At 33.2% G+C, this 23,286-nt stretch carries 24 protein-coding genes, 5 tRNA genes and 1 other annotated feature (1 of these 30 running past the window's edge); of the genes, 22 read left to right on the top strand and 7 right to left on the bottom strand.

Annotated elements, in window-relative coordinates; all coding sequences use genetic code 11:
- Positions 1 to 67 precede the first annotated feature (67 nt).
- Positions 68 to 982, top strand: coding sequence for an ABC transporter ATP-binding protein (locus EQM05_RS12985; RefSeq protein WP_128750422.1), 915 nt, complete (start codon positions 68 to 70; stop codon positions 980 to 982).
- Positions 979 to 2,205 carry an ABC transporter permease subunit gene (locus EQM05_RS12980; protein WP_128750421.1) on the top strand — a complete coding sequence of 409 codons (1,227 nt, stop codon included), beginning with the start codon at positions 979 to 981 and terminating at the stop codon, positions 2,203 to 2,205. Before EQM05_RS12985 ends, EQM05_RS12980 begins: the two co-directional genes overlap by 4 nt.
- Before the next feature lie 371 nt (positions 2,206 to 2,576).
- Here the strand turns inward: EQM05_RS12980 and EQM05_RS12975 are convergent, their stop codons facing one another.
- A complete protein-coding gene (locus tag EQM05_RS12975; RefSeq protein ID WP_164917299.1) occupies positions 2,577 to 2,717 on the bottom strand; it encodes a hypothetical protein in 141 nt (46 codons plus the stop codon).
- A 371-nt stretch (positions 2,718 to 3,088) separates the two neighbouring features.
- Between EQM05_RS12975 and EQM05_RS12970 the strand changes: the two genes are divergently transcribed.
- The 3 genes from EQM05_RS12970 (at position 3,089) to mnmA (ending at position 6,149) form a co-directional block, all read left to right on the top strand.
- On the top strand, positions 3,089 to 3,535 hold the full coding sequence (locus EQM05_RS12970) for a helix-turn-helix domain-containing protein (protein WP_128750419.1): 447 nt from the start codon (positions 3,089 to 3,091) through the stop codon (positions 3,533 to 3,535).
- A 361-nt stretch (positions 3,536 to 3,896) separates the two neighbouring features.
- Positions 3,897 to 5,048 (top strand): cysteine desulfurase NifS, encoded by a 1,152-nt coding sequence (nifS, locus tag EQM05_RS12965; protein ID WP_128750418.1) that lies wholly within the window; start codon positions 3,897 to 3,899, stop codon positions 5,046 to 5,048.
- Positions 5,049 to 5,072: 24 nt separating this feature from the next.
- Complete coding sequence (gene mnmA, locus EQM05_RS12960; protein WP_128750417.1) at positions 5,073 to 6,149, top strand: tRNA 2-thiouridine(34) synthase MnmA; 1,077 nt, start codon at positions 5,073 to 5,075, stop codon at positions 6,147 to 6,149.
- Between the two features lie 62 nt (positions 6,150 to 6,211).
- Here mnmA and dapB read toward each other — a convergent pair whose 3' ends face one another.
- From dapB to EQM05_RS12945, 3 genes are all read right to left on the bottom strand, one after another.
- Positions 6,212 to 6,961, bottom strand: coding sequence for a 4-hydroxy-tetrahydrodipicolinate reductase (dapB, locus tag EQM05_RS12955; RefSeq protein ID WP_128750416.1), 750 nt, complete (start codon positions 6,959 to 6,961; stop codon positions 6,212 to 6,214).
- A gap of 9 nt (positions 6,962 to 6,970) precedes the next feature.
- A complete protein-coding gene (gene dapA / locus EQM05_RS12950) occupies positions 6,971 to 7,852 on the bottom strand; it encodes a 4-hydroxy-tetrahydrodipicolinate synthase (RefSeq protein ID WP_128750415.1) in 882 nt (293 codons plus the stop codon).
- 63 nt (positions 7,853 to 7,915) lie between these two features.
- The gene (locus tag EQM05_RS12945; RefSeq protein WP_128750414.1) at positions 7,916 to 8,908 is read right to left on the bottom strand and encodes an aspartate-semialdehyde dehydrogenase; all 993 of its coding nucleotides are present in this window, start codon (positions 8,906 to 8,908) and stop codon (positions 7,916 to 7,918) included.
- 631 nt (positions 8,909 to 9,539) lie between these two features.
- Between EQM05_RS12945 and EQM05_RS12940 the strand changes: the two genes are divergently transcribed.
- From EQM05_RS12940 to EQM05_RS12900, 9 genes are all read left to right on the top strand, one after another.
- A complete protein-coding gene (locus EQM05_RS12940; RefSeq protein WP_128750413.1) occupies positions 9,540 to 11,246 on the top strand; it encodes a peptide ABC transporter substrate-binding protein in 1,707 nt (568 codons plus the stop codon).
- Between the two features lie 111 nt (positions 11,247 to 11,357).
- The gene (locus EQM05_RS12935; protein WP_128750412.1) at positions 11,358 to 12,293 is read left to right on the top strand and encodes an ABC transporter permease; all 936 of its coding nucleotides are present in this window, start codon (positions 11,358 to 11,360) and stop codon (positions 12,291 to 12,293) included.
- An 11-nt stretch (positions 12,294 to 12,304) separates the two neighbouring features.
- Positions 12,305 to 13,225, top strand: coding sequence for an ABC transporter permease (locus EQM05_RS12930; protein ID WP_128750411.1), 921 nt, complete (start codon positions 12,305 to 12,307; stop codon positions 13,223 to 13,225).
- A gap of 15 nt (positions 13,226 to 13,240) precedes the next feature.
- The gene (locus EQM05_RS12925; protein ID WP_128750410.1) at positions 13,241 to 14,260 is read left to right on the top strand and encodes an ABC transporter ATP-binding protein; all 1,020 of its coding nucleotides are present in this window, start codon (positions 13,241 to 13,243) and stop codon (positions 14,258 to 14,260) included.
- Positions 14,260 to 15,216: an oligopeptide/dipeptide ABC transporter ATP-binding protein gene (locus EQM05_RS12920; RefSeq protein WP_128750409.1), complete on the top strand. Its 957-nt coding sequence runs from the start codon at positions 14,260 to 14,262 to the stop codon at positions 15,214 to 15,216. The genes EQM05_RS12925 and EQM05_RS12920 overlap by 1 nt, the downstream gene beginning before the upstream one ends.
- Positions 15,217 to 15,319: 103 nt before the next feature.
- On the top strand, positions 15,320 to 15,574 hold the full coding sequence (locus EQM05_RS12915) for a small, acid-soluble spore protein, alpha/beta type (protein ID WP_128750408.1): 255 nt from the start codon (positions 15,320 to 15,322) through the stop codon (positions 15,572 to 15,574).
- Positions 15,575 to 15,743: 169 nt separating this feature from the next.
- Positions 15,744 to 16,487: a class I SAM-dependent methyltransferase gene (locus EQM05_RS12910; RefSeq protein WP_128750407.1), complete on the top strand. Its 744-nt coding sequence runs from the start codon at positions 15,744 to 15,746 to the stop codon at positions 16,485 to 16,487.
- A gap of 37 nt (positions 16,488 to 16,524) precedes the next feature.
- Entirely contained in the window at positions 16,525 to 17,403 is an 879-nt protein-coding gene (gene hslO / locus EQM05_RS12905; protein ID WP_128750406.1) for an Hsp33 family molecular chaperone HslO, read from the top strand.
- A 101-nt stretch (positions 17,404 to 17,504) separates the two neighbouring features.
- Entirely contained in the window at positions 17,505 to 17,864 is a 360-nt protein-coding gene (locus EQM05_RS12900; protein ID WP_128750405.1) for a hypothetical protein, read from the top strand.
- Positions 17,865 to 18,121: 257 nt separating this feature from the next.
- Here the strand turns inward: EQM05_RS12900 and EQM05_RS12895 are convergent, their stop codons facing one another.
- Positions 18,122 to 19,033, bottom strand: coding sequence for a transposase (locus tag EQM05_RS12895; protein WP_128750404.1), 912 nt, complete (start codon positions 19,031 to 19,033; stop codon positions 18,122 to 18,124).
- Positions 19,034 to 19,305: 272 nt separating this feature from the next.
- Between EQM05_RS12895 and EQM05_RS12890 the strand changes: the two genes are divergently transcribed.
- The 7 genes from EQM05_RS12890 to EQM05_RS12860 all read left to right on the top strand — a co-directional run bounded on the left by EQM05_RS12890 (position 19,306) and on the right by EQM05_RS12860 (position 20,853).
- Positions 19,306 to 19,381 (top strand) — tRNA-Val (locus tag EQM05_RS12890).
- A gap of 6 nt (positions 19,382 to 19,387) precedes the next feature.
- Positions 19,388 to 19,464: transfer RNA gene (locus EQM05_RS12885), tRNA-Asp, on the top strand.
- Between the two features lie 5 nt (positions 19,465 to 19,469).
- Positions 19,470 to 19,545, top strand: a tRNA-Phe gene (locus tag EQM05_RS12880).
- A gap of 193 nt (positions 19,546 to 19,738) precedes the next feature.
- A tRNA-Gly gene (locus EQM05_RS12875) sits at positions 19,739 to 19,813 on the top strand.
- 3 nt (positions 19,814 to 19,816) lie between these two features.
- Positions 19,817 to 19,890: transfer RNA gene (locus tag EQM05_RS12870), tRNA-Cys, on the top strand.
- A 140-nt stretch (positions 19,891 to 20,030) separates the two neighbouring features.
- Positions 20,031 to 20,645: a hypothetical protein gene (locus tag EQM05_RS12865; protein WP_243108074.1), complete on the top strand. Its 615-nt coding sequence runs from the start codon at positions 20,031 to 20,033 to the stop codon at positions 20,643 to 20,645.
- A 19-nt stretch (positions 20,646 to 20,664) separates the two neighbouring features.
- Complete coding sequence (locus EQM05_RS12860) at positions 20,665 to 20,853, top strand: DUF6718 family protein (protein ID WP_128750403.1); 189 nt, start codon at positions 20,665 to 20,667, stop codon at positions 20,851 to 20,853.
- Positions 20,854 to 21,080: 227 nt separating this feature from the next.
- Here the strand turns inward: EQM05_RS12860 and EQM05_RS16290 are convergent, their stop codons facing one another.
- Positions 21,081 to 21,284 carry a hypothetical protein gene (locus tag EQM05_RS16290; RefSeq protein WP_243108073.1) on the bottom strand — a complete coding sequence of 68 codons (204 nt, stop codon included), beginning with the start codon at positions 21,282 to 21,284 and terminating at the stop codon, positions 21,081 to 21,083.
- A 79-nt stretch (positions 21,285 to 21,363) separates the two neighbouring features.
- Positions 21,364 to 22,068 (bottom strand): DUF6873 family GME fold protein, encoded by a 705-nt coding sequence (locus tag EQM05_RS12850; protein WP_128750402.1) that lies wholly within the window; start codon positions 22,066 to 22,068, stop codon positions 21,364 to 21,366.
- A 134-nt stretch (positions 22,069 to 22,202) separates the two neighbouring features.
- Here EQM05_RS12850 and ytxC point away from each other — a divergent pair, with 134 nt between their 5' ends.
- Positions 22,203 to 23,117 (top strand): putative sporulation protein YtxC, encoded by a 915-nt coding sequence (ytxC, locus tag EQM05_RS12845; protein ID WP_128750401.1) that lies wholly within the window; start codon positions 22,203 to 22,205, stop codon positions 23,115 to 23,117.
- A gap of 51 nt (positions 23,118 to 23,168) precedes the next feature.
- Positions 23,169 to 23,286, top strand: a binding site (T-box leader) (it continues 110 nt past the right edge of the window).

Raw genomic sequence — 23,286 nt, 5'->3', positions numbered from 1 at the left:
GTTGATTTAATAATTATTTACAGTAAAATGGAATTATGTGTAAGAATAACTAGGGGAGGTAAAAGATATGGATGTGCTTAAGGTTGAAAATGTATATAAGCGGTTAGGAAAAAGAGATATTATAAAGGGAATCAGTTTTTCTGTAAAAGAAGGAGAGATTTTTGGATTTCTTGGACCAAACGGAGCAGGGAAAACTACAACTATTAGAATGCTTGTTGGGCTTATAGCCCCAAATAAAGGAACAATATCAATTATGGGAAAAGAAATATCAAAGGAAAGAGAAGCAGCACTTAATGAAGTAGGAGCAGTGGTAGAAAATCCTGAATTATATTCATATTTATCAGGAAGAGAAAATCTCAATCAAATTGCTGCAATAAGAAAAGTACCTAAAAATGAAATAAATGAAATTATAAAACTTGTTGGACTGGAAGACAGGATAGATGATAAGTTAAAAAAATACTCTCTTGGAATGAAACAGAGGCTTGGGCTGGGAGCAGCTTTAATATCAAATCCAAAGCTTTTGATATTAGATGAACCCACTAATGGTCTGGATCCTTCTGGTATTATGGATTTTAGACAAATAATCAGAAATGCTGCATCTAAGAGAAAAACCTCTATATTTATATCTTCTCATATGTTAAGTGAAGTTCAGCAGTTATGTGATACAGTAGCATTTATTGATAATGGTGTTATAAAATCCATTGAGAGCATTTCAGGAGACAATGATACACACAAAAAGGATATATTGGTTTTAAAACTTAATGAAATAAAAGATTCTATAGAATTATTAAAATCCCTGGATATAGTATATAATGTAGAAAATCAAAATGGGGATATTGTAATTAATATAAAAAAAGACTCCTCACCAAATATTATAACAAGTCTTGTAAAACATGATATTGAAATTAAAGAAGCCTATATTAAGCATGAAAAGTTGGAAGACAGATATATGGAATTGGTAGAAGGAGGTAAGAGACAATGATGATTCTTATTAAAAATGAAATGATAAAACTGTTTAGAAGGAAGAAAACTTATATAGTTCTTATAGCATTTATACTTTTAACAGCTGCAATATGTTATGGCTCTTTTAAAATGGATGAAAATAGAAAAAAGTATAATAACCCTGAATTTAAAATAAAAAATCTTCAGGAATCTTTGAATTATATGAAAAGGGATAAGGAAAATGTGCCTCAGTCCATAAAAGATGATGCTAATGCACTGGAACAATATAATAAAAATATTGATGCAAACATTGAAAGAACAGAAAATGAAATAAATGCTTTAAAGGATGCCATAGCTTCCGGAAGCAAGGAAATAGACTGGAGAACCCAATTAAAAAATGAAATTTCTGCAGGTGAGGAGCAATTAAAAAACAGCAATATACCCGATAGATATAAAGCTCAGCAAAAGCTTGAACTAAGCAAGAAGAATTATTTATTAAATAATGATATAAAGCCTGCTGATGAAGAATTTAACGGCTTTAATTTTGTAATAACTTTAATCAGACAGTTAGGATCAATTTTTTTAGCAGTTGGAGTAATTGTATTTTCAACTGATATCGTCAGCGGAGAATGCACTCCCCCTACACTCAAATTTTTGTTGATTCAGCCGGTTTCCAGAACCAAAGTACTTCTTTCGAAGTTTATATCAGTAGTAATATCTGCAATAGTATTAATTATATCAGTAGAATTATTATTTATGGTAATTGTGGGGCTTTGGAAAGGGTTTGGCAATGCAAATTATCCCATGTTCGTGGATACTTTGTATCAATTTGATTTAAGCAAGGTAGAAGGCAGCGGTGTGCACCCATTAATTCAAGTTGCAGGCAGCACACATATTATCACTATTTCACAATACTTAATAAGAATGTTTTTATTACAGATTTTATATATTATTGCATGTACATCATTTGCTTTTCTCATATCATCTTTATTTAAAAGTTCCATGGTTTCAATGGGACTTAGCATTGTAGCAGTAATAGCTTTAACTGTATTGGTACAGGGGATTCCAGGACTATTAAAAGTTGCTCCATTTATGTTTACAAGCTATGGTGAGATAACCCCATTAATAGACGGAACTGCAGCGGGGGCCTTTCAAAACCCATCTATAACCTATACATTTGGTATTACTGTATTAATAATATGGTCAGTGGCATGCTATTTAATTTCTCATTTTGTATTCAATAAAAAGGACATACTGATTTAAAGATTAAAGATTAAAGAACAAAGAACAAATAATGTAGATTTTCTGCTTTGGCAGAAAATCTTTAAATCCAATTGATTGAGTGAATCATACATTTTAAGAACCAAGGATGGCTCTAATTACGGTTTAACTAATAGAGTTAAAAAAGGATTTGAAAAATCCAAAGCCGGTAGGCTGCCCTTTAAAAACAAAGATTAAAGATCAAAGATTAAAGAATAAGGATTTTCTGCCTTGGCAGAAAATCCTTAATTTAAGTTTTGCCTGGAGACAAAACAACAATATTTGTTATTTGTTCTTTAATCTTTCCTGCTTTAGGTATATGGCTCTTTTATTTAATAGTGTTGATAAAGTAACAAATTCCCGTTAGGGACAAGTCAATTAAAACTGATTTCAGCATTTCTCATATTTATATATGTATTTTCCATATTAATTTTACTTATTTCTTCTATAAATATATTTATCGCAGATAAAATATTATTAAAATTAACGTTCTTTAAGAATTTGAATAAGCTCAAATAATTATTTAAATACTTTGTTGCTACTCCTCTAAAACGGTACATCCATTCCATGCAGTCACATCTTTTAGTTATTAAAACCTATGATTCACTTAATCAATTGAGTTTTTGGTTTTTCTGCAAAGAAAAACTACCTTATTTAATCTTTGTTCTTTAATCTTTGTTATTTTGAAGAAGGCTGCCCTATTTTCCCCATTACTGCATATAAGATAAGTAAGAGGTAAGAACTAAGAACTAAGAGGTAATAAGTAAGAAGTAAGAAGTAAGAGGTAAGAAGTAACAACTTTTAACTCTGAACTTTTAACTCATAACTGGAGAAGCTTTGAACTTTTAACTTTTAACTTTCAACTGAATTTGGGGGTGTGTATAAAATGACCAATTTTACAATGATTCCAAATGAAATTATATCTAATGAAAATCTCAGCCATGGGGCATTTAAATTGTATTGTATTTTAAACAGCTATTGTTATGGAAATAAGGATACCTGCTTTCCATCTCAGAAAACCTTAGCTGATCAAATGAAAAAGTGCATAAGAACTATTCAAAGGTATATAAAAGAGTTAACAGGAAATGGAATAATTATAATAAAGAGAAGAGGTTCCGTAAGCAACTTATATCAGATTTTAACAAAGACAGCAGAAAAAGCAAAACAAAATGCTGCTTCTCTATTTGGAAAGTCTCCAAATAAAAATACAAAATCAAAAAATAAAACAGCACCTGCCTATTTCGAAATAGAAGAAGATGATGATGATGAATTTAAAGACTGCTTCTACAGCGAAGAGGAAAAGGAATATTTCAGGAAGGCAAGAAGGAAATAATAATCATATCTAAAATTCTATAAATTTTCAGCACTTCACAGAAGTGCTTTTTGTGCTTACATAAAAAGCATTATTCCATTGAAAATTTTTGCAGCAGGCAAAAATTCACCTTATTTAATCTTTGTTCTTTAATATTTAATCTTTGCTGATATAAAAATGTCGCATCAAAAGCGACATTTTTATATCAGCCTAGCGACATGGGTTAGCCGCGAATAAATACAAAAAAATAATATTTTATTTAAAAAAAAAAGCAAACCACTGCTCCCAGTTTTAACCAAGTAACAGATACCTAATTGCTTAAAAATTAAGTTTAAGGTAAAATAGTATTTGCAAAACTTTGTATAAAATCGAGGAGAATGAAATGGAAGATATTATATATATGGATTATGCTGCTACTACCTATTTAAAAAAAGAGGTTTTAGATGAGATGTATCCATACCTGACAAAGTACTTTGGAAATCCATCCTCAATATACTCTATATCAAGAAAAACCAAGAGGGCAATTGATATTTCCAGAGAGAGAATAGCAAATGCAATTAACTGCAGAATGGATGAAGTGTTTTTTACAGCAGGAGGCTCTGAAAGCGACAACTGGGCAATTAAGGGAGCAGCTTTAGCAAATAAGGAAAAAGGCAATCATATTATTACCTCAGCTATTGAACATCATGCAGTTATAAATACATGTAAATACTTAGAGAAAAACGGCTTTCAGGTTGACTATGTGCCAGTTGGCAGGGATGGTAAAATAGATGTTGATCTTTTAAAAAGTAAAATTAAAAAAAACACCATTATGGTTTCAGTAATGACTGCCAATAATGAAATTGGAACCATAGAGCCTATAAAGGAAATTGGAGATATATGCAAAGATAAAGGTATAATATTTCACACAGATGCAGTGCAGGCTATTGGTGCATTGCCAATTGATGTTAATGCAATGAATGTAGATATGTTATCCATGTCCGCACATAAATTTTACGGGCCAAAGGGTGTTGGAGCTCTTTACATTAGAAAAGGTACTAAAATCCACAATTTAATACATGGGGGAGCTCAGGAAAGAGGAAAAAGATCAGGAACTGAAAATATTTCGGGCATAGTCGGCATGGGAAAAGCAATTGAAATGGCAGTAAACAATATGAATATGGAAACAGAAAGATTAAAAAAGCTGCGAGATAAGCTTATTAAGGGATTATTAGAAATTGATGATACAATACTTAATGGAACTGCGGGAAACTCAAGACTTCCCGGAAATGTTAATGTTTGTTTTAAAAATGTGGAAGGCCAGCTTCTGCTTATGATGCTGGATAGGGATGGAATATGTGCATCCAGCGGCAGTGCATGCTCTGCAGGGTCTTTAGAGCCATCACATGTTCTTAAGGCAATTGGTGTGCCTTTGGAATATTTAAAGGGATCTGTAAGATTTACATTAGGTGCAGGCAGTAATGAAAAAGAAGTGGAATACGTTATAGAGCATGTTAAAAATATTGTAAACAGGCTGCGTAACCATAATAATTAATAAAAAGGATATGGTGATAAATTTATGAAGAAGAAAGTTGTAGTAGGTATGAGCGGAGGCGTTGATAGTTCTGTTGCTGCCTATCTTTTAAAAGAACAGGGATATGACGTTATAGGGGTAACCATGCAGGTTTGGCCTGAAGATGAGGAGTATGAGGAAAGAGAGGGAGGATGCTGCTCCTTAAGCTCAGTTGAAGATGCCAGAAGGGTGGCAGATAAACTTAATATTCCATTTTATGTTATGAATTTTAAAGACGTTTTTAAAACAAATGTTATTGATTATTTTATAGATGAATATGTTCAGGGAAGAACTCCAAATCCATGTATTGCATGTAATAAATATATTAAATTTGATGAGTTCTTAAAAAAAGCTTCTGCAATGGGGGCTGATTACATTGCCACAGGACATTATGCAACCATAGAACATATTGATAACAGATATATAATAAGGAAATCGGAAGATGATAAAAAAGATCAGACATATGTATTATATAACTTTACTCAATATCAATTAGCTCATACTTTAATGCCCTGCGGTGAATACAAAAAGGACAGGATAAGAGAAATTGCAAAGGAACTTGGCTTAAGAGTTTACAATAAAAAAGATAGCGAGGAAATATGCTTCATTCCTGATAATGATCATGGAGCCTATATTAAGAAGCAGGTACCTGACAAAATAAGAGAAGGAAATTTTGTTGATAAAAAAGGTAATGTACTGGGCAGACACAAAGGAATTGTATATTATACTATCGGGCAGAGAAAGGGACTTGGAATAGCTTTAGGTACACCAATGTTCGTAACTGATATTAATCCACTTAGAAATGAGGTTGTGCTTGGCAGCGAAGAGGATATTTTTAAAACTAGTTTAGTTGCTAAGGATATGAATTTCATTCCATTTGATACACTAAAAGAACCTATGCAGGTAGAAGCAAAAATAAGATATTCAGTAAAGCCATCAAAGGCAGTGATTTATCCAAATGGCGATGGCAGGGTGAAAGTGGAATTTAAAGATAAGCAAAGGGCTATAACAAAGGGTCAGTCTGTTGTATTCTATGACGGTGACATGCTGCTTGGCGGAGGCTTAATAGAAACAGTTTTATAAACATATTAAATATAAGCAGTAAAATAGGGATAATGCACATTGTTTGCATTATCCCTAATAACTTACAGTTTTATAACGTCTTCCATTGAATAAAATCCCGGTTTCATGCCGCACATAAACTGGCAGGCCTTTAATGCACCTACAGCAAAAACCTCCCTGGATATTGCAGTGTGCTTTATTTCTATGGTTTCTCCCTGACCTGCAAAGATTACTTCATGTTCACCTACAATGGAGCCGCCTCTTATGGCATGGATTCCAATTTCATTATGCTTTCTTTTGGAAATTCCATCTCTTCCATGAACATAGGTAGTTTCCTCATCTATGGCATGTCTTATTGTGTTACCAAGCATTAAGGCAGTTCCGCTGGGAGCATCAACCTTTTGATTGTGATGTTTTTCTATTATTTCAATATCAAAATCTTTATATAACTTTGCACTTATATTTTTCAAAATATTATTTATTACATTAATTCCAATAGACATGTTTGCTGACCTGAAAAGTGGAATTTTATCTGAAGCTGCTTTAATTATTGAAAGCTGCTCATCTGTATAGCCAGTAGTACATAAAATAAGAGGAATCTTTTTAGATTCAGCATATGCAATTAAGCCATTTAGTGCATCAGGCCTTGAAAAGTCAAGGATTACATCTGCTTCTATATTGCATTTACTGATGTTATCAAATACAGGGAAAGAAGTATTATTTGTATCCCTGTCAACTCCAGCGGCAATGGTAACATTGTCATAATTATGAGTGAGACCTGTAACAACCTTTCCCATTTTTCCATTGCAGCCATTTAAAATTATCCTTACCATAACAACCTCCTATATAAGTTTATAATTCTTAAGCTCTGTTTTCAAAACTGTAAGTCCTTTTTCTGTCATTTCACATAGAGGCAGTCTTAAATTCCCAACTTCCATGCCCATTAGATTCATTGCTGTTTTAACAGGAATAGGATTTGTTTCAATAAATAATGCATTTGTCAAGGCTAAAGTGTCCAGCTGAATCTGCAGAGCTTCTTTTGTGTGACCCTTTAAATACAAATCACAAATATTATGGACCTGAGATGGAATTATATTTGCCAGAACAGAAATTACACCAATACCTCCAAGAGCTAAAATAGGTATTATCTGGTCATCATTACCAGAATAAATATCCAGTTTATCTCCGCATAAAGCTTTAATTTGTGCAATCTGGCTTATATTTCCGCTGGCTTCCTTTACAGCTGCAATATTTTTGCAGGTATTAACAAGCTTTAAAAGTGTTTCAGGCAGTATATTAAGTCCAGTTCTGGATGGTACATTGTATATTATAATGGGAAGTGATATACTGTCAGCTACTGCTTTAAAGTGCTGAACAAGTCCCTTCTGTGTGGTTTTATTATAATATGGAGTAATAACTAAAACAGCATCTGCTCCTGCACTTTCTGCCCATTTGCTGAAGCTCACAGCTGCAGCTGTACTATTGCTTCCAGTACCGGCAATTACGGGAATTCTCTTATTTACAGTATCAATTGTAAATTTTATTGTATCTTTTCTCTCCTGCTCTGTCATGGTAGAAGCTTCTCCAGTTGTACCGCAGATAATTACTGCATCTGTACCATTTTTAATCTGGAATTCAATTAGCTCCTTTAGTTTATCGAAATTTACTCCATTTTCATTAAAGGGAGTTACTATGGCAACTCCGCTTCCTTTAAAAATGCTCACAAAATCACCTCTTAAATAATAATTAAATATACAGAAAAATTTTAAAAGTTAGAATATAAACTTTTATTTATCATTTATTATATATTCTGCAATCTGAATTGCATTTGTTGCTGCTCCCTTTCTTATATTGTCAGCAACAACCCAGAGATTCAAGCCATTATCCACACTAAAATCTCTTCTTATTCTTCCCACATATACTTCATCTGTACCTGCAGCATCAATAGGCATAGGGTAAACAAGATTTTTAACATCATCTTTAAGTATTACTCCTGGTGCATTTTTCATTAAATTAAAAACATCTTCAATTTCAAATGAACTGTTAAGTTCTGCATTTATGCTTTCACTGTGTCCATAAAGAACTGGTACTCTTGCAGTAGTAGCTGTAATTCTCAAATTATCATTGTGGAATATTTTTCTTGTTTCATTTATCATTTTAATTTCTTCTTTTGTATAGCCGCCTTCTGTAAATACATCAATGTGGGGCAGAATATTGCCTGCAATAGCATATGGAAACTTCTTTGGAGGAACTCCTTTATTCCCTTCCACAAGATCTGTATATCCTCCCATGCCGGCTCCCGAAACAGCCTGATAGGTAGAGTATACAATTCTCTTTATTCCATATTTATCATATAAAGGCTTAAGAGCTACAACAGCTTGTATAGTAGAACAGTTTGGGTTAGCTATTATGCCCTTATTCCATTTTATATCCTCTGGATTTACTTCAGGTACTACCAAAGGTACTTCTGGGTTCATTCTCCATGCACTGCTGTTATCTATAACTGTGGCACCATAGTGGACAAATATCTTTGCAAATGCTTTACTAATATCTCCACCGGCAGAAAATAATGCAAAATCAATTTTCTTACCTTTAATATTATCCTCTTTTAATTCTTCAACAGTTACATCTTTATTTTTAAATTTAATTGTACTGCCAGCTGATCTGGAAGAGGCAAAAAGGTAAAGATTATTAACCGGAAAATCATGCTGCTGTAATACTTCTGTAAATTTTCTGCCAACCATTCCAGTAGCACCAACTATTGCTACATTGTATGACACGTGTATCCCTCCTAAAATTTCTTTACTATATTATATAACCAAGAGGTTTAAAAATACATATGTTTTAAAAATATAATATGAATCTAAAATATATTGTGATACATAATAAAGCAATATTGTAAATTATAGAATACAATAATTCAATAAACTGAATATTTGTGATTAAAAAAATGTAAAAACCATGTAAAATATTACAATTATACTAATTGACTTTGAAAATAATCTATGCTAATATAGTATAAAATTGGATGTGCAGCAATACATGTAGTAATAAGATAAATAATTTTTTCAGTATAATATGCCAATAAATTATAAAGCTTACATAAATAACTAGCAGTTACTAATAGCAATATTAGCATTCATAATATGCAACTTTTCATAAACTAATAATTTTTATTTAGAATAGTTAGAAAAGTACTAAATATTCAAATTATTTATACAACTTAGCAGGATTTTTTTATTTTTAGTTGAATATATTTGTATAAGTTAATAATATATTTAGAGAATAATACAAAGAGAATACTGCAAATAGTAATTTTTATTTATTATTTTTAATATTAATTAAGTAGGTAATAACGAGTAGAAATACTTGTTATAACATATAATATTTCATTTAAAAGGGGGAATTTTAGTGAAAAGTAAAAAATTAGTTGCTGTAGTACTAACACTTGCTATGACTGCAACGACTGCGTTAGTTGGCTGCGGTGGAACTAAATCAGAAACTGGTCAAACGAGTGCTCAGCCTGATAAGGATCAATATTTAAATCTGGTTCTGGCTCAGGAACCAAAGACATTAGATCCATCAAAGTCAACAGATCTTTATTCATCTCAGGTACTGAGTGAGACACAGGAAGCTTTGACAAGAATAGAGCAGGATGCCAATGGGAAAGACGTTATTAAACCTGCTGGGGCAGAAAAGTGGGATGTTTCTCCAGATGGTTTAACCTGGACTTTCCATTTAAGAGACTTTAAATGGTCAGATGGACAAAAAGTTAAAGCATCAGAGTATGAATATGCTATTAAGAGGACATTAGATCCAAAAACAGCATCACAATATTCATTCCTTTTAATGCCTATAAAGGGTGCTGCTGAATACAATGATCCTAAGAAAAATGCTTCTCCTGATGTAGTAGGAGTAAAAGCACTTGATGACAAGACTCTTGAAATTAAACTTGAAGGACCATGTGCATATTTCTTAAATATAACATACTTTAAAGTTATGATGCCTCAAAGAAAAGATAAGGTTGATGCAGCTGCCGGAAAATTTGGTACAGAAGCTAATACCATGGTATTCTCAGGTCCATTTACAATTACAAACTGGGTACATGGAAACAAAGTGGAACTTGCTAAAAACAAAGAATACTGGGATGCAAAATCAGTTAAATTAGACAAAGTTACCATGAATATAGTAAAAGAAGAGCAGACAAGAATGACTGAGCTTCTAAATGGTTCCTTAGATTCACTTGCAGTAAGTAAACCAGAATGGACTCAGAAGTTTGACCAGACTGGTAAATTTAATGTAATTAAGGGCTATGACCCATCAACAAGTTATATCTTTACTAATGAAAAAGTTAAGTTATTCAGCAATGTAAAAGTTAGAAAAGCAATATCACTGGCTACAGACAGAGAAGGTATTGTTAAGACATTATATAATGGCTTAGCATATCCAGCATATGGATGGTGTCCTCCATCATTACAAATAGGTGGAAAAGACTTCAGAAAGACAGTTAACTATGAACCTATAAAGACATTAGCTGAAGAAAATAAAGATGCAAAAGCTTTATTTATTGAAGGCTTAAAGGAATTAGGAATGGATCCTGATCCATCAAAGATTACCTTTAATATGTTAGAAGCTGGTACAGATCAGACTTCAAAACAGTTTGCTGAATTCCAGCAGCAGATGTTCCAAAAAGCTTTAGGAGTTACTGTTAAAGTTGAATATGTTGAATGGCCAGTATTCCAGAAGAGAACTGATGATATGCAGTATGAGATGGCTTCAATGGCATGGAGCGGAGACTACAACGACCCAATGACAGAGTTTGACATGTGGGAATCAAATGCTGGAATAGTCCCAACAGGATGGAGCAATCCAAAATATGATGAATTAGTTAAAAAGGCTGGTTCATTAGGCGCTGATAAGAACGATGAAAGAGCTGACTTATTCAAACAGGCAGAAAAAATATTATTATATGATGACGCTGTAATATCACCAACAGTTTATAGAATGAGAAACACATACAGAGCTAAATATGTTAAAAACTTAATGAGCCCATTATTTGGTTCAGGTTCAGAATTTAAATATGCTTATACACAAGGAAGACCAGCAGGAACAAAATAATTAGAAGAGATAATATAAATTCATTGTGTATAGTTTAAATCAGATGCAGCAGAGTTATCAACTCTGCTGTATCAGGTTTATATATATTTATGTATATATGGAGGGATGACAATGATCAAGTTTATATTAAAAAGACTTGGGTATATGCTTGTAACATTATGGATTGTTGCTACAATAACATTTATGTTAATACATACTATCCCAGGTGATCCACTGGCAAGTGCTGCTAGAAAACTACCTGAACAAGTAAGAATCAACTTTTATGCTAAGTATGGATTAGACAAACCCGTATCTACTCAATATGTTAACTTTCTAGACAGGGCTGTGCTTCATGGTGATTTAGGTGAATCACTGAACTTCCCTGGAAGACAAGTATCAGACATAATTAAGCTTGGCCTGCCAAAATCAGCAAGAATTGGTGTGCAAGCTATAGCTGTAGGATTTATCCTAGGAGTTGTTTTAGGAATAATCGCTGCATTTAACAGAAACAAATGGCCGGATTATGTGGTTATGTTCATTGCACTGGTAGGTGTATCAATACCCAGCTTTGTTTTTGCATCGCTGCTGCAGTGGCTGTTCACATATAAGTACCCAATATTCCCAACATCAGGCTGGGGGACTACGGCACATACAATACTGCCTACCTTTGCCTTAAGTTTAAGCCCAGTTGCTGTATATGCAAGATATATGAGGAATAACTGTTTGGATGTAATTGGACAAGATTATATTTTAACTGCAAAGGCAAAAGGCGTTTCTAAATTATCATTGATTTGGAAACATATAATAAGAAATGCTATTCTCCCTGCTATAACAATTTTAGGACCACAAATAGCTGGAATATTGACAGGTTCCTTTGTTATAGAGAGTATATTTGCAATTCCTGGACTTGGAGATTCCTTTGTATCATCTGTCAGCAATAGAGATTATACATTGATAATGGGATTAACAATATTCATGGCATTTTTGTATATTGTTTCATTAGTTATCGTTGATATTCTCTACAGCGTAATAGATCCAAGAATCAGAGTAACAGGCGAAAAGAGATAGGGGGGAAATCAATGGCGGACTTAAATAAAGATAAGTTTAAGATAATTGGTTGTGAAAATGCCAATGCTGACGAAATATTAAGACCTAATATAACATACTTCCAGGATGCATGGCGTAGACTAAAGCAGAATAAAGTGGCAATTGCTTCATTAATTATTTTAATTATAATAATATTTATGACCATTTTTGGACCATATATGGTTCCTTTTAAGCAGGAGTCTATAGACCAGGCAGCAATTAATGTGAAACCAAATGCAACTCATCTTTTTGGAACAGATCAGCTTGGCAGGGATTTATTTGCAAGATCCTGGTATGGCGGCAGAGTTTCAATTATAATTGGTATTGTGGGAACCCTCATTGAAGTTATAATTGGTGTTATATATGGAGGTATTTCAGGATATTTCGGCGGCTTTGTTGATGATATAATGATGAGAATTGTTGAAATATTAATAAGTGTTCCATATTTAATTATTGTTATACTTATTTCACTTATAATGGGAACTGGCGGAGTATTTTCCATAATTATTGCCATGACCATTACAGGGTGGTGTGGTATGGCAAGATTAATAAGAGGACAGGTATTACAGATCAGAGAACAGGAATATGTGCTGGCTGCGCAGGCTTTAGGAGCAGATACTTCAAGAATTATTGCAAAGCATTTAATTCCAAATACAATGGGTGTTATGATTGTTGCAATAACATTGGATGTACCGTCATTTATATTTGGTGAAGCCTTCTTAAGTTTCATTGGACTAGGAGTACAATCTCCAAATACAAGCTGGGGCGCATTGGCTTCAGGAGCTCAGCAGAATTTAATGTTTTACCCATACCAGTTATTCGTCCCGTCACTACTTATTAGCTTGACCATGTTATCTTTTAACCTTCTTGGTGATGGTTTAAGAGATGCATTGGATCCAAGACTACGTCAGTAAGGGGAGGGAAAGAATATGGATAGAATACTAGATGTAAAAAATTTAAGGGTTTCATATCATACCTATGCAGGTGAAGTACAGTCTGTAAGAGGCGTTGACTTCCACCTTGATAAAGGTGAAACTCTGGCTATAGTTGGTGAGTCAGGCTGCGGTAAAACTGTTACAGCCAAGTCACTGATGAGATTAATTCAAACTCCTCCGGGAGAAATTAAAAAAGGCTCTGTTATTACCTTTGACGGTAAAGATGTTCTTACAATGAAGGAAAATGAGTTAAGACAGCTGAGAGGATCAGATATAAGCATGATATTCCAGGATCCAATGACATCACTAAATCCTACTATGAAGGTAGGCAAACAAATTGCAGAAAGCCTTATTATCCATAGGGGAATGAGTAAGAAGGAAGCATTTGATGAAGCTGTAAAAATGCTTAACCTGGTTAATATCCCTAATGCAGAAAAGAGAGCAAACCAGTACCCGCATGAATTTTCCGGTGGTATGAGACAAAGAGCTATGATTGCCATTGCTATTGCATGCAATCCTAAGGTTCTTATTGCAGATGAGCCTACAACTGCACTGGATGTTACAATTCAGGCTCAGATAATTGATTTAATAAAGGATCTTCAGAATAAGCTTGGAACAGCAGTAATTATGATAACTCATGATCTTGGAGTAGTGGCAGATATTGCCCATAGAATTCAGGTAATGTATGCAGGTAAAATTATAGAAAGAGGCACCACTGATGAAATATTCTATAATGCTCAGCATCCATATACATGGGCACTATTAAAATCAGTACCAAGACTGGATACAAAACAAAAGAATTCGCTGTATTCCATACATGGAACACCTCCGGATCTGTTAAAGCCTCCAGTAGGATGCCCATTTGCTTCAAGATGTATTTACTGCATGCCTATATGTAAGGAAGCAATGCCTGAGGTTACAAAGCTAAGTGAAACTCATCAGGTAAGCTGCTGGCTGAAGCATCCATTGGCTCCGGCAGTTAACAGAGAGGAAACTGAAGGAGGTGAGCTATAGTGGCAAATGATGTTTTAGTGCAGGTAAAAAACCTGAAAAAATACTTTAAAGTTGGTAAAAATGCCACATTGAAAGCTGTAGATAATGTAAGCTTTGATATAAAAAAAGGCGAGACATTTGGACTCGTTGGTGAATCAGGATGTGGTAAGACTACCTGTGGAAGAACTGTTTTAGGACTATATTCAGCTACAGGCGGAGAAGTACTTTACGATGGAGTTGATATTCATAAATTTGATAATAAAGAAAAGAAGGAATTTACTAAAAAAGCTCAGATAATATTCCAGGATCCATATGCATCATTAAATCCAAGAATGACCGTTGGAGATATTATTGGCGAGGGAATTGATATTCATAATATTTATTCAGGACAGGAAAGGACTAATAAAATCTATGAACTGTTAAGTCTTGTAGGACTGAATAAGGAGCATGCTTCCAGGTTTCCTCATGAGTTTTCAGGCGGACAGAGACAAAGAATTGGTATTGCAAGAGCACTTGCAATAGAACCTGAATTTATTGTGTGCGATGAACCTATATCAGCACTTGATGTATCAATTCAGGCCCAGATAGTAAATTTACTTATAAAACTTCAAAGGGAATTAGGATTAACCTATTTATTTATAGCACATGACCTTTCAATGGTTAAACATATATCAGACAGAGTTGGAGTTATGTATTTAGGTACTATGGTGGAGCTGGCCAGCAGTCATGATTTATATGAAAAACCGCTGCACCCGTATACGCAGGCGCTTCTTTCTGCTATACCTATACCAGATCCTGAGATAGAAAGAAAAAGAAAGAGGATTATGCTGGAGGGCGAAGTACCAAGCCCAATCAATCCTAAACCTGGATGCAGATTTGCAGCCAGATGCAGATATGCAAAACCAATTTGTCTGGAAAAGGATCCTGAATTTAAAGAAATAGAAAAGGATCATTTTGTAGCTTGTCATCTCTTCTAAATATTGGCGGGGAATATTCCCTGCCTTTTTATTTTGCACTATTTTAGTATAAAAGCCAGTATAACTGCTAATACTAAAATGTAAACAAATTAGGAGGGTTATCATGGGGAATACACCTTTAAAAAAAGTCATTAAAGCCAAAATTAAATCTCATAGACAGCTCACCAGTGCTGAAAAGCTTCGTGAAGAAATGAAATATGAAATCGCAGAGGAATTGGGCTTAAAGGAAAAGGTTGATGCTCTTGGCTGGAGCGGCCTCACTGCAGAAGAGACAGGAAGAATAGGCGGTATTATGACCAAGAGAAAGAAGGATAAGAACCTCCCTAAAAATAGAGATATAATCAAATATAATTATTGACTATAATTAATTTTATATATAATATTTAACATAAAGTAAATAATAACAAATAACACAGTTTTGCCATGGTGGCAAAACTTAAATTAAAGATTTTCAGCTTCAGCTGAAAATCCACAATCTTTAATCTTTAATCTTTAATCTTTGTTATTTGTTTTAATGGGGTGGTTTAATGGAGTGCTATGAAAAATTTGCTCATATATATGATGAGTTAATAAACTGTGATATAGACTATTCATGCTGGGCTCATAAGATTATACAGCTTTGCAGCGAAGAAAACATAAATAAAGATGCTTACCTTGATTTAGCCTGTGGTACCGGCAATATAACCAAGTACATAGGGAAGAGTTTCAGGCAGGTATGGGGAGTGGATTTATCTTCTGAAATGTTAAGTGAAGCTGAAAACAAACTTAAGAATACAGGTATCAGAGCAAAACTTATTCAGCAGGATATATGCAGCTTAAATTTAAATAAAAAATTTGATTTAATAACATGCTGCCTGGATTCAACAAACTATATTACAGATGAAAATAATCTTGAAGAGTATTTTAAGGGAGTATATAATCATTTAAATTGCAATGGAATATTTGTTTTTGATATTAATTCATATTATAAAATATCGGAGATATTAGGAAATAATATATATCATTTTGATAACGATGATGTTGTATATATATGGGATAATGAATTTAACAAGGAAATTGTGGACATGTTCATAACTTTTTTCATAAAAAGTGGAGAACTTTATGAAAGATTTGATGAACAGCATAGAGAAAGAGCATATAAGGATGACCAGATTGAGGCCATTTTAGACAAAACAGGATTTACTATAATCAAAAAGCTGGATAACTATACACATAATAAAATTACTGATACCACAGAAAGAATTGCATATTTTTTAAAGAAGGAACAATGATTGTCACAATTTAATGTTTTGAAAGAGAGGAATATTAATGGCAGATAAATTAATTCATGCTACAGCTAAGGATGATAAGGTAAGAATAATAGCAGCAATAACTACAGAACTTGTAAATAAGGGAACAAAAATTCACAGCTGTGCAGCAACAGCTTCTGCAGCTTTAGGAAGAATGCTTACTGCAGGTGCTTTAATGGGGGCAATGCTGAAAAATGAAGAAGATAAATTAACATTGAAAATAAATGGCGGAGGACAAGCGGGGAATATTGTAGTTATTGCCTATGCAGATACTCACGTAAAAGGTTATATTTCCAATCCATCCATAGATCTTCCTTTAAACAGTAAAGGCAAGCTGGATGTGGGAGGTGCAATAGGAAAGCAGGGCAATCTTTTAGTAATTAAAGATATGGGACTTAAAGAACCATATGTTGGACAGGTACCCATTGTTTCCGGAGAAATAGGCGATGATCTTGCTTATTATTTTACTGCATCAGAGCAGACACCATCAGCTGTAGGAGTAGGAGTGCTTGTGGATACCGATCTTTCCATTAAAGCAGCAGGAGGCTTTATAATTCAATTAATGCCTGACTGCGAAGATTTAGCAGCAGATTTAATAACATACAGATTACAGGAAATACCTCCTATTACTACATTAATAAGCAGCGGAAAAACTGTGGAGGAAATTGCAGAATATATATTTGAAGGAATGGATTTAAAAATTCTGGATAGTGTGAAACCCGTATATAGCTGTGACTGCTCTAGAGAAAGAGTGGAAAGGGCTTTAATAAGCATAGGAGAGAAGGACTTAAAGAGCATATATGATGAAGGAAAGACAGAAGAGCTGAAATGTCATTTCTGTAATAAATCATATTTATTCACTCATGAACAAATTGGTGAACTGCTGAATAGAAAGTAAATAAACATTAAAGTTACTGTTTGTCCCTTTTATTCAGGTACTTTTGCTGATTCTCTGCATATTATATATAAGAAATATAATATGCAGGGGAGGGGAATTCAGTGCTGAACTTTATATATTTCTTGATTTTTCTTGTACCAGGATTATTTGCAGTATTATTACAAAATCTTCTGTGCCGCAGTAGAATGGAATGCTGGAAGGCAGCTGGTTCAGCTTTAATGTATGACTTATTAATTTTGGCCATTAATTTAGCAGGACTCAGTTATTTTAAGGGAATCTGCACATTTTGTGAGTTTCAAGGCTATCTTCAATGCCTGAGATTTACTTCAAAATATATATTTTTAAGTATTATTGTAGGTATTGTACTTGCTATTTCAGCATGGTTATTATCCAAGCTGTTTGTATGCTGTAAGAAGCATTTCCACTGCCGTAAAAGTTGTAATGAAATCAGAAAATCTTAAAATATTAATTTTCTGGGGCTGTCGCATTAGCAGTTAAAACTGTTGATGCAAGGCTCCTTTTAAAACCAAAGATTAAAGATTAAAGATTAAAGAACAAATAATGTAGATTTTCTGCTCTTGCAGAAAATCTGAAATTTAAGTTTTGCTGTAAGCAAAACAACAATCTTTGCTCTCTGTTGTTTAATCTTTGTTATTTAGGTATATGGCTCTTTTATTCAATAGTGTTGATAAAGTAACAGATTCCCGTTAGGGACAAGTCAATTAAAACTGACTTCAGCATTTCTCATATTTATATATGTATTTTGGATATTAATTTTACTTATTTCTTTTATAAATTTATTTACCGCAGATAAAATATTATTAAAATTAACGTTCTTTAAAAATTTGAATAAGCTTAAATAATTATTTAAATACTTCGTTGCTACTCCTCTAAAACGGTACATCCATTCCATGCAGTCACGTCTATATTTTACTGCTTTAGAGCTATTATCAAGATATTTATTGATCTCTCTTATTTTCTTTCTCTTAAAGAACATGGCAAAAAAGCTTTTTGGTCTTGAGACTGCCTGCTTATTTTTATTTAATATTTTTCCAATATAATTTTCCATATCCATTGCATTCATACGTCCTGTGCCCACTGCCATGGAATAAATATTTTTATGTGAATCCAGTGCTGTAATAACGCAAACTTTATTATTGCCGATATTAATGTAACTTACGCTTTGATCATGAACTCTCTTTTCATCATGTTCAATGCTTTTCTGTCCCTTCCGGGAAAATTTTAAGAAGAAATTTTCAAGTTCAAACTTTCCCTGCATTTTATTTTGTTTAACCATTTTTAGTGCAGAGAGCAGCTTGTGCCTCCAGTAAAATAGTGTTACATAAGAAACGCCAATTTCCATGGCTGCCGCCTTAAGGGATAAGCCCTCAATGGTACACCTAATGAATGATTCCCATTTTTCAGGGAAGTGAGTCCTAGCAATTGGCGTGTTTGTAAAGTCATTAAATGTTCTTCTACAGCTTTTGCATATATATCTTTGTTTATCATTGTATTTTCCGTATAGCACAGTGTGGGTGCAGCCACAGTATGGGCATTTTCTTTCAGAATCATGTCTTAATGAAGCAAAATAAGATAATATATTTATATCAGTACATTTTTTATTCTCCATAGTAATCCAATCCCTTCAGTAATATGTAGGTATCTTAATTATTACCATTAGAGGATTGTCCTATTCACATCAACATTATTATTTAAAAGAGCCATAAGTGTCTGTTAGAAAATAAATATCTAATCACCGTAGCAGTCCCAAAAATCTTTGAGGATTGGATATTTTATGAAAGCCCCATTTTTTTCTATTTTTTCTTGATAAAATGTTTACAAATTTAATATTGACAAATTTAAGATTAGACTATATAATTATTATTGTCTTATGACATATGTGGGCGCATAGCTCAGCTGGGAGAGCATCTGCCTTACAAGCAGAGGGTCACAGGTTCGAGCCCTGTTGTGCCCACCACATTTTGGCCTAGTGGCTCAGTTGGTTAGAGTGTCGGCCTGTCACGCCGAAGGTCGAGGGTTCGAGTCCCTTCTAGGTCGCCATTAATGGCCAGATAGCTCAGTCGGTAGAGCAGAGGACTGAAAATCCTCGTGTCCCTGGTTCGATTCCTGGTCTGGCCACCAATTTTCAGTTAAGAGTTATGAGTTAAGAGTGAAGAGTTAATGTAATTTCTGCAAAGCGGAAATTTATTATTTAAGTTTTGCCTTAAGGCAAAACATCATTAACAGTTAACCACAAACAGTTAACTTTGAACTTATAACTGTATTAGACTGTATTAGACTTATAACTGTTAACTTTAAACTGTTAACTGAATTAGCGGGAGTGGCTCAGTGGTAGAGCGTCACCTTGCCAAGGTGAACGTCGCGGGTTCGAATCCCGTCTTCCGCTCCATATGGCGCTATAGCCAAGCGGTAAGGCAGAGGCCTGCAAAGCCTTTATCCCCAGTTCAAATCTGGGTGGCGCCTCCAAAAAAGGACTATGATTTATCATAGCCCTTTTTTAGTGGGCTAGGGGAAATTTAGCGATAAAAATATTTAAAAAAGTTTTGATAATATTAGCAAATACAATTATAATAATGGTAATCACCATAAAGAAAGAGGGTGTTAAGTTGAAGTTTAGTCTTTATGGTATAAGTGAAGAATTACTTGATAAATTAAGTTTTGAAAGCAAGCTTGGCAAAAGTTTAAAGAATACCCTAAGAAAATTTGAAAAAAATAATTTATTTAATGAAATAATTGATTTAAAAGAATTTTATGAAAGCACTGATTTATTAAAAGGTGTGAATTTTGCTTATAGGGTAAAATCCATACAATCATGTTTGTTAAAATATGATAAATATTATCCCCATGTAGAGGCTAATAAATGCTTTAATGATATACTTGGGATTAGAGTTATAATAAACAATTATAATGAAGTTTTAGAGCAGAATTTAAGTATTTTTAAGGTAGCCAATATGATAAATGGAAAAGCTAATGATGATGGATATAGAGGGCTTCATTTATATTACCAGAAAACGAATAAACATTATCCTATAGAGATACAAATAAATACTAAGCGTGATAGAATTATGAACGATTGGCTTCATGTACATTTGTATAAGTATGAAAAGAACAATGCTATAGGTGAAGCATTAAGGAAAAAATATGACAGCGGAGAAATTAAAAGTGAATCTGATTTTAAGGAGATGTTAAAAAGTGTGTTATCTAGTAGCAAAGAAATTTGATAAAGAGGGTAGTTTGGTATTGGAATTAGAACGAGGACAGAGACTGGCATCATTATCGAAATACTTAACATTAACAACCCTTGGAAAAGGTGTGCAGATAGTAACACTTAATGATTTGGAAAGTTTTAAAGAATATTCCCCATATACAGTTATTGATGATGAAAGTGAATATATTTCAAAAGTGATAAAAATGCAGTCCGTAAAGTAACTGTGACCTGGGGATAAAAGGAAGCTAAATAAATGACAATAAAAAAAGACTGTTATTTAACAGCCTTTAATTTTGCAATATCATTCCAATTACTACTTGTGATTATTTCCACATTATTCAAATCTTTTCTAATTTCTTCTGTAGTGCTTTTTACATGGGTAATATCACCTTGTAAATGTGCTATATCATTTTGTATATTGTCTTGTTCTGCCTTGTGTACTTCTGAACTATGAACTAAGAACTAAGGCTTTTATTAGTCCTGTGTTTTCCTGTACTTGACTTTGTAAAGATTTTATGTCCTGTTTCATGCCTACTATGTCCTGCTTCATGTCATTTATATTCTGTTTCATGTCATTTATATCGTCTTTAATAGGCTTTAGTTCATCTTTTAACATATCTCTAAATAGCTGCACTAACTTGTTTTCTTCCATGGTATCACCTCGTAAATATTATACCATTATTTCTAATTAATATGCCAGCAATAAATGGGCACTTGATCTTTAATCTTTATTACTTGTCAACTGTAAACAGGCTCCCCCTGTCAATGAGCTTTCCTGATCTTAAAAATATAGGTTCAACTCCGTGAAGTCTTAAAAAGTTTTCCACCTTTTGTCCATAAGCATAGAAATTCAGATCGCCAAAGAAGGCTAATTTATTTTTAGTTATAAGGCCGCAGGTGCCGCCTATAAAACCATAATCAAGTCCTGGAAGCAGGATATCTCCTGGAGGCAGCAGCAAAACATCTATTCCTATTTTACCAAGCTCATCAGCAATACCTTTGTCGCTGGTGATTACAGCATTATCAGCAACTAAAGCAGTGGAGCATTTTGAGTATCCCTGGTTTATATTTAATTTTTTCTTGTTTTTTACCAAATTTAATAAGGCTGTATCAGTGTATTTAAGGGAATGCATAAAAAACTGTTCAGTATTAACTGCATTTAGGATAACATCTCCGGGATAGGATGAACTCAGTGAGTTTTCAGATAATATTACTTCAAATCCAGCACCTTTTAATAAATTTATAAAATCGTACGGCATGTCCCTATGTACAACTATAGTGTTACTATCAATGATGGTAATAAGAATATCAGGATGGCCGCAAACTGCATCATACAGCAGATCAGAAGGAGGTACCTTAATAGGCTTAATGCCCACATTTTCAAGGTTTGCAAGTTCTTCCTGAGAAATTCTGCTGTCTACAAAAGAATATTTCATACATATCACCCCGCTTGGGAATATTATAGCACAAAAAGTTTTGCTTAAATATTATTGTCGATAATTGGCATAAGTATTTTGAATATACATTGCCATTAAACATATACTATTTTCATAAAGAGGTGATAAGAATAATGCTATTATTGACAGTTGCATATGAAGAAGAAAAAGAACAACTTATTTACAAGCTGGATATGATGATTAAACACTTTAAATGCTTAGGCATGAGCATAGGCATTTCAGAAAGCATTGAAGACAAAATGCATTTCATTAAAATTATCTGCGATGACAATAGCTACAGCTCCAAATTTAAAGATAAGTTTAATCTTTATATATCAAACATATTATATGATATTGTTGTAGATGAATTCGGGAAAAAGGATATTCTTAATTTCTTATCTGACACATATTTCTTTTTAAAATCAGATGAAATAAGTAAATTAAGGCAGCTCAGCATAGAGGCCTTAAGGGGCAGTTCCAGAATTATTGACGAAGACAGCATATACTGCTTAAATAAGAAAAATACAATTATAGACAAAATATGTAATTGTATTGAAGAAAATAAAATGATAAATATAAATGGCTTTATAACTTTCAGAATGAAGGAATTCAAAGAGGATTTGGAATGTATAATAGATAAAGTAGTAGAGAAATACATGGTGGAAAGGGAGTACGATGAATTTGTAAAGCTTTTAAAATATTTTGTGGAAATACAGGATAGTAAAATTGAGGAAGTAAACATTATTATTAAGAAAAATGGAGAATATGAAGTCAGGGATAAACAGGGGAATGATATTTTTAAGGATTTTATAAGCGATCTTCAGGATGTAGATAATATTGGGACATCAAATATTGAAGATGTTATTATAAGCGGCCTTATTACTAATGCACCTGGTAAGATAATAATACACTGCATTGAAAACTCAATTAATAAGGAATTAATTGAAACAATAAGAAATGTTTTTACCACCAGAGTAGAAATATGCAGTAAATGTGAAATGTGTAAAAAGGAAAAAATTAAGGAAAAAACCAATAAAAGCAGAGCTTAGCTATTGACATTGCTTTTCAGGAATAATATAATTAACTCAAATCAAATAAAGATAATGACTATGATGAGGAAAAGTAAAAGAATTACTATTCTAAGAGAGGGAAATTCAGCGGCTGAAAGATTTCCTGGATAAGCTTCTTTAAAAACCACCTCTGAGTTGTATACAAAAG

This window comes from Clostridium sp. JN-9, assembly GCF_004103695.1.
GTDB lineage: Bacteria > Bacillota > Clostridia > Clostridiales > Clostridiaceae > JN-9.
This window is presented reverse-complemented; position numbering and strand designations above follow the sequence as displayed.